Source organism: Aerosakkonema funiforme FACHB-1375, from assembly GCF_014696265.1.
Lineage (GTDB): Bacteria > Cyanobacteriota > Cyanobacteriia > Cyanobacteriales > Aerosakkonemataceae > Aerosakkonema > Aerosakkonema funiforme_A.
In genome coordinates, this window is sequence record NZ_JACJPW010000215.1 from 1 (window position 1) to 5495 (window position 5495).

Genomic DNA, 5495 nt, shown 5'->3' on the forward strand with positions numbered 1-5495 from the left:
CTCTTTCCCTCGCCCCGACGGCCTAACCCCTAGCCCCGGCCCATCAACCTGTAGCGTACACTTTCCGCTATTTTTTGGCCGAGATATTCTGGAATGATGTTTTCATTCGGGCCAAGCAGGTATAAAATCAGACGGGTTCGCCCGCGCCATACGAGTAAATTAGCGCTGATTACCAACAGATCTTCTTGCCAGATGGCATACATTACCTTATAGAACAAACCGGGCTGGTTATCTGCCTCAATCAGCAGAGCGGGCAAATGGAAAACCTGATCGATGTGGAAGTCAGTTTCTACCTGCTCTAAGCCTGCATCGAGATTGAATTCCACAGCCAACATTTCTTCCACCTCAAACCGCCCTGCCAGCGCCTCTCTAATGGCGCGGCAGACATTTTCCGCTGTTTTCTCAGTCAAAGCTTTACTGCCACGGGATACTACCAGCTTAATAAACACCAACATCGGTGGGCGGATCTGACCGTATAGGCTAAGACTGTGGATAGTCAGCCCGTAGGCAGCCAGCACACCAAAAATGTCGCTGAGTAGGAAAGACTGATTGCGGTAGGCGAAATAGAGAGCAGTTTTGTTGCCCTCCGGTTTCATTTCAATTACAGCTCGCCTACTTTTGTAGAGCCGATAGGCTAGCCTTAAGTTTTGCAGTTGGCTCTCACTGCTGACAAATTGCTCATAAAACTGAGGAAACGACCGATTAAAGCGTTTCAGCAGTTCGAGGGTAGATGATTTTAAGCCCTGGGCCATCATTTGGGGTCAAACTCGCCTGCCAGGTCAAAGGCCAGCAAAAAGGTACATTTCAACATTTGATCGATTCGATCGACTAATTTCCTACAGATGGCTGCACAGTAACAGCCGTCTGCCGATCGACCAATTTGGTAAAATCAGTCGATCGCTGAGGGGAAGACGAGAGATATACTAGCTAGTACGGCCATCCAACTTCCTTACTACTACTACAATAATCACGCCTGCATGGGTTTTTGGAAAAGCTGGTTTAGCGACTCTGATGCTGCCTCGACAACTGGGGCCATCCAAATGGAAGAAGATGTGGTTCCAGTCAATGGCGATCGAGCCAACCGGAACGGTCGTATCTTTTTCAGTACCGATCGGGATATCGACCTCTACGAACTAGAAGAACTCTGCGATGCGGTGGGTTGGTCGCGCCGCCCGCTGCGTAAGGTCAAAAAAGCCATTCAGCATAGTTTCCTCGTTACTTCCATGTGGGAAGTGCGAGGCAACCGCCGCCGTTTGATTGGCTTTGCCCGCGCCACCTCCGACCATGCCTTTAACGCTACCATCTGGGATGTGGTCGTTCACCCAGAGTTCCAAGGCAAAGGGCTGGGAAAGGCGTTGATGAAGTTTACGATCAAAAAACTTCGCAGTGAGGACATTAGCAACATTACCTTATTTGCCGATCCTCATGTCCTAGATTTCTATCGCGGTCTGGGATTTATTTCTGACCCGGAAGGTATTAAGGGAATGTTTTGGTATCCTAACTGAGTAAAATACTCACTTTCGCAACCGATAAAAGTCGGTTAAGAGGTTCTGAGTTCTGGAAACCCTTGATTTTACGACCTTCTGGCCCTAGCCCCCAGCCTCTAATCCTGACGCCCTAGATAAAATTTTTCATCCTTTGCCCCCAATTGCCAAAAAGTCAGCTATAATAAAATCTGCGCGTCGGGATGTAGCGCAGCTTGGTAGCGCGCCTGCTTTGGGAGCAGGATGCCGGAGGTTCAAATCCTCTCATCCCGATTTTACGACCCACTCACAGCGATCGTCTCCAGTACCTTGATACTACCGGTACTGTCAATCGTCCAGACATCGTAACTGCCCGTCACATCTCCTTGGGCATTGATGTCCACGCTGCTGCTAGCTCCCTGATAATCGATATCCTTGCCCTCGCGAATTAGGGATAGAGCTTGACAAACATCAGTGACTTGTTGTCCAGGTGGGTTGGCAACTTCTGGGATTTTGTCTTTGATGGCAGAACCGCTGGGAGATTTGGCAGCTTCAGCAGCTAGAAGCAGAAGCGCAGTTGCATCCCAGGTGTTGGCGTCAAAAATTCCAGGTTCGCGATTGAAAGCGGTTTTGTAGCGATCGAGAAACGCTGCCAAAGCTGGCCCTCGCGTATTGGGAGCTGTGCCAATAACGCCAGCCGCGATATATTGACCGGCTGTATTTTTCCCGACCAACTGAGGTACTTTGGCATCTTTCATACCCTCAGTTAAGATAACTTGCGTTTTCTTTCCCAGCAATCCCTGTTGGTAAGCAGCTTTGAGGATTAAACTACCAGTTTCTGGATATCCAACTAGCAATACAGCATCCGGACTACCCCCAAAAGCCGCCCCTACTTCTGACTCGAAAGTGGAAGCGGTGGGAGGATATAGAACGGGTTTATCTCGATTGACCACTTTGCCACCCAAAGCTTCAAACGCTGTCATAAAAGATTGGGCCAAGCCCTTGCCATAATCGTTATTGATAGCCATAACCGCCACAGACTGGAATTTTCTTGCTTTGGCCAATTTTGCCAGTGCTTCACCTTGAAATGTATCCGGCGGTGCGGTGCGGAACCAAAACCCCTTAAAATCGCCTTTTTTTGCTCTTTCGCTAAAAATCGGACTGGTACTGGAAGGAGAAATTTGCACGACTTGATTGCGAACGGCAATATCAATGGCGGCGCTGGAAACGGCGCTGCCAGCAGCACCCACCACACCGGCAACGCGATTCACTTCTGCTAGTTTAGTCATTGCTGCTGCACCGGCGGCGGGTTGAGTTTGATCGTCTTCCGAGATTAGTTGTACAGGCTTACCCAAAACACCGTTACAGCCGTTAACTGTTTTAACCAAAAGGCTGGCGCTATCCTGCATGGGAGAACCAAACTGAGATAAGTCTCCGGTGATGGGTAAGAGGGTGCCAATCTTAACTCCACCGCTGCTATTTTGAGTCTGACAGGCAGAGGGAAGCAGTAGCAGGGCAATGCCTGCGGTAAGTTTTGCTAATGTCCGTTTTACGGACAACCGACTCGCCTTTGCGATGATAGATTGTTTGTATTTCTGCATAACGTCAAAGAGGGAAAAATAAGGATTTACAGTCATTTTGCATTTTGGAACTCTTGGTGCGATCGCAGAGTCAACCAAGACAGATATCCCACAATATGCGATTAGCAGCGGGAGGATGTCAAATCAGCCAAAATTATAAATCCTACCAAAAAAATCTCACAGCGAAAATCTTGACAGCAAAATTTATCGAAAATCGGCATCTGCTACACTATTAACCGCGCTAGGATAAAGCAGACTGGGAGCTATGTGAAATAAAGCAATATCCCTGGCACAGCTTAGCTTAGCTGAGGAGTGTCAATACTAAAAACTAAACAGCCACTACATTCCAATTAAAAATGATTGCGATAGTATACCTAGTTAAGCGCTGTGCAATTTTTTCTAATATGGCATTATTTCAGGAGAGGTTATGAAATCAATTTTTCGCTGGGGTGCAACCCTGGGTTTGATTGGCAGCACTCTATTAAGCACTTTGTTTGTTGACAATCTGAGGGCGCTTGCCTTAACGCAAGAGGAAATTGTCCAAAAGCTCAGACCGATACCAGTATTTATTGTTGCCAATCCACAATCTGGCGAACTGCTGGTCGGTCGCGTCAATAATCAACAGGGCGGGAATGGTGCCAACGCGCAGAACAATGTTTCTGTAGCTCGCATTTTTGTCAGCCAGCAGGATGCTCAGGCTTTTTTGAACAAGCTGAGAACTGAAAGACCGGAACTGGGAAGAAATATGCAGGTAATACCCAGGTCGCTAGGAGAATTGTACCAGCGGGCGCAAGAGAATAAAAACCAGTCAGAACGTTTGGTGTTTGATGTGGTGCCGGTGCAGCAACAGGTAGATTCGGCGTTGGCGCTGTTGCGCCAGAGCGGTCAGCAGGATAAGAATTTTGATGGGGTACCTTTGTTTATTGCCAGAGGTGGGCCAGACAAAGGATACATCACCATGCAGGTTCCAGAAATGGGCGAACAGCAGATTATTCCGGTATTTTTCAGCAAGGAAGATGCCCAGAATATGCTGAATCAGTTTAAGCAACAAAATCCCCAACAAGCTTCTAATGCTGATATTCAGGTGGTGAATTTGGAAGGGGTGATTCAGACTTTGTTGAGCAAGAATGACCCCTGGCTAAACCAATTAATGTTGGTTCCCCCTCCGGAGGCTAGACAATTTTTGCGATCGCTCCAACAACAATCTTCCCCCCAAAATCAAAATCGTCCCGCTAATCGGGGAAATAGTGCGCCTGCTCGCAACAATAATCAATCGGCACCTGCAAATAGACAGCAAAATCGCTAATTTGTCAAGGGCGATCTGTGAGATGCGAGTAGTCATTTAGCGATGGCGGACGATCGAAGTGTTTCGGGTTTAGAACTGTGGCGGTGGCGTCAGAATGCTTTGGCGGCGGCTAAAGCAGCTGATGTCCCGCTGACAGAAGTGGATTGGATGTTGCAGGAAGTAGCTGGGCTCGATCGCTTGACGCTGCGTTTAGAATCGTACAAGGATTGGCCGAAAATTAAATTAAAGTTGCCGCTACCGGAGTTAAACCAGCTGTGGCAACGGCGTCTGCAAGAGCGCTTGCCAGTACAATATGTAACTGGTATCGCTCCCTGGCGACATTTTAAACTGAAGGTTTCACCAGCAGTTCTAATTCCCCGTCCGGAGACGGAGTGCCTGATCGATTTGGCGATCGCATCTGTCAAAAGACCGGACTATTCAAGTAATAGCTATTCTCCCGCTCTCCCGCTCTCCCGCTCTCCCGCTTTGCCCCATTGGGCAGATTTGGGAACTGGAAGTGGTGCGATCGCGATCGGTTTGGCAGATGCCTTTCCGGATGCTACTATTCATGCTGTAGACAAAAGCGCAGCCGCTCTGGATATTGCTCGCGAGAATGCCCAAACTTTGGGATTTGCTAATAGAATTAATTTTTATCGAGGTTCCTGGTTTGAGCCTTTGGAACATCTCAAAGGCAAGCTGAGTGGTATGATATCGAATCCACCTTATATTCCCAGGGAGATGCTGCCAAGTCTGCAAGCGGAAGTAACCAAACACGAACCGCACCTCGCCCTTGATGGTGGAATTGATGGTTTGGATTGCATTCGTCACTTGGTAGAAAAAGCACCGGAATATTTGCGTCCTGGTGGTTTATGGTTGATTGAAATGATGGCAGGACAGGCGGATGCTGTCGCCGAGTTGCTGGAACGTCAGGGAAGTTATTGTGAAATTCAGATATTTTCAGATTTAGAGGGAGTCAATCGATTTGCTTTGGCTTATCGCTGTTAATATTCTACGCTTTTCATGCGTCAATTCGCTGTTAAAAGAGTCATATCGTGTCCGGTTACCGAAAACCGTGCGTGAAAGCCCCTGGCTTTAGACATGGGGATGAAACGCACCTGGCGATTTTAATCGCCGTCAAGTCCCTGGTTTCCACTTCTGATTCTCAAT

General features: G+C 48.0%; 5 protein-coding genes and 1 tRNA gene. 4 read left to right on the top strand and 2 right to left on the bottom strand.

Annotated features, from left to right (window positions below; all coding sequences use genetic code 11):
- Positions 1-29: 29 nt before the first annotated feature.
- Positions 30-752: a hypothetical protein gene (locus tag H6G03_RS36775; protein ID WP_190475841.1), complete on the bottom strand. Its 723-nt coding sequence runs from the start codon at positions 750-752 to the stop codon at positions 30-32.
- Between the two features lie 225 nt (positions 753-977).
- On the opposite strand from H6G03_RS36775, the gene H6G03_RS36780 reads away from it, so the two are divergent.
- Together H6G03_RS36780 and H6G03_RS36785 are read left to right on the top strand one after the other, a co-directional pair.
- Positions 978-1505 (top strand): GNAT family N-acetyltransferase, encoded by a 528-nt coding sequence (locus H6G03_RS36780; RefSeq protein WP_190475835.1) that lies wholly within the window; start codon positions 978-980, stop codon positions 1503-1505.
- A gap of 178 nt (positions 1506-1683) precedes the next feature.
- Positions 1684-1757, top strand: a tRNA-Pro gene (locus H6G03_RS36785).
- Between the two features lie 2 nt (positions 1758-1759).
- Here H6G03_RS36785 and H6G03_RS36790 read toward each other — a convergent pair.
- Positions 1760-3064, bottom strand: coding sequence for an ABC transporter substrate-binding protein (locus H6G03_RS36790; protein WP_190475843.1), 1305 nt, complete (start codon positions 3062-3064; stop codon positions 1760-1762).
- Between the two features lie 406 nt (positions 3065-3470).
- Here H6G03_RS36790 and H6G03_RS36795 point away from each other — a divergent pair, with 406 nt between their 5' ends.
- Both H6G03_RS36795 and prmC read left to right on the top strand, forming a co-directional pair.
- A complete protein-coding gene (locus H6G03_RS36795) occupies positions 3471-4349 on the top strand; it encodes a Tic22 family protein (RefSeq protein WP_190475837.1) in 879 nt (292 codons plus the stop codon).
- Positions 4350-4391: 42 nt separating this feature from the next.
- Positions 4392-5333, top strand: coding sequence for a peptide chain release factor N(5)-glutamine methyltransferase (gene prmC / locus H6G03_RS36800; RefSeq protein WP_190475839.1), 942 nt, complete (start codon positions 4392-4394; stop codon positions 5331-5333).
- The last annotated feature ends 162 nt before the right edge of the window (positions 5334-5495 follow it).

Excerpts from the sequence above, each read along its gene's own strand:
- H6G03_RS36775 (WP_190475841.1), bottom strand. The coding sequence starts at position 752 with ATGGCCCAGGGCTTAAAATCATCTACCCTCGAACTGCTGAAACGCTTT.
- H6G03_RS36780 (WP_190475835.1), top strand. The coding sequence starts at position 978 with ATGGGTTTTTGGAAAAGCTGGTTTAGCGACTCTGATGCTGCCTCGACA.
- H6G03_RS36790 (WP_190475843.1), bottom strand. The coding sequence starts at position 3,064 with ATGCAGAAATACAAACAATCTATCATCGCAAAGGCGAGTCGGTTGTCC.
- H6G03_RS36795 (WP_190475837.1), top strand. The coding sequence starts at position 3,471 with ATGAAATCAATTTTTCGCTGGGGTGCAACCCTGGGTTTGATTGGCAGC.
- prmC (WP_190475839.1), top strand. The coding sequence starts at position 4,392 with ATGGCGGACGATCGAAGTGTTTCGGGTTTAGAACTGTGGCGGTGGCGT.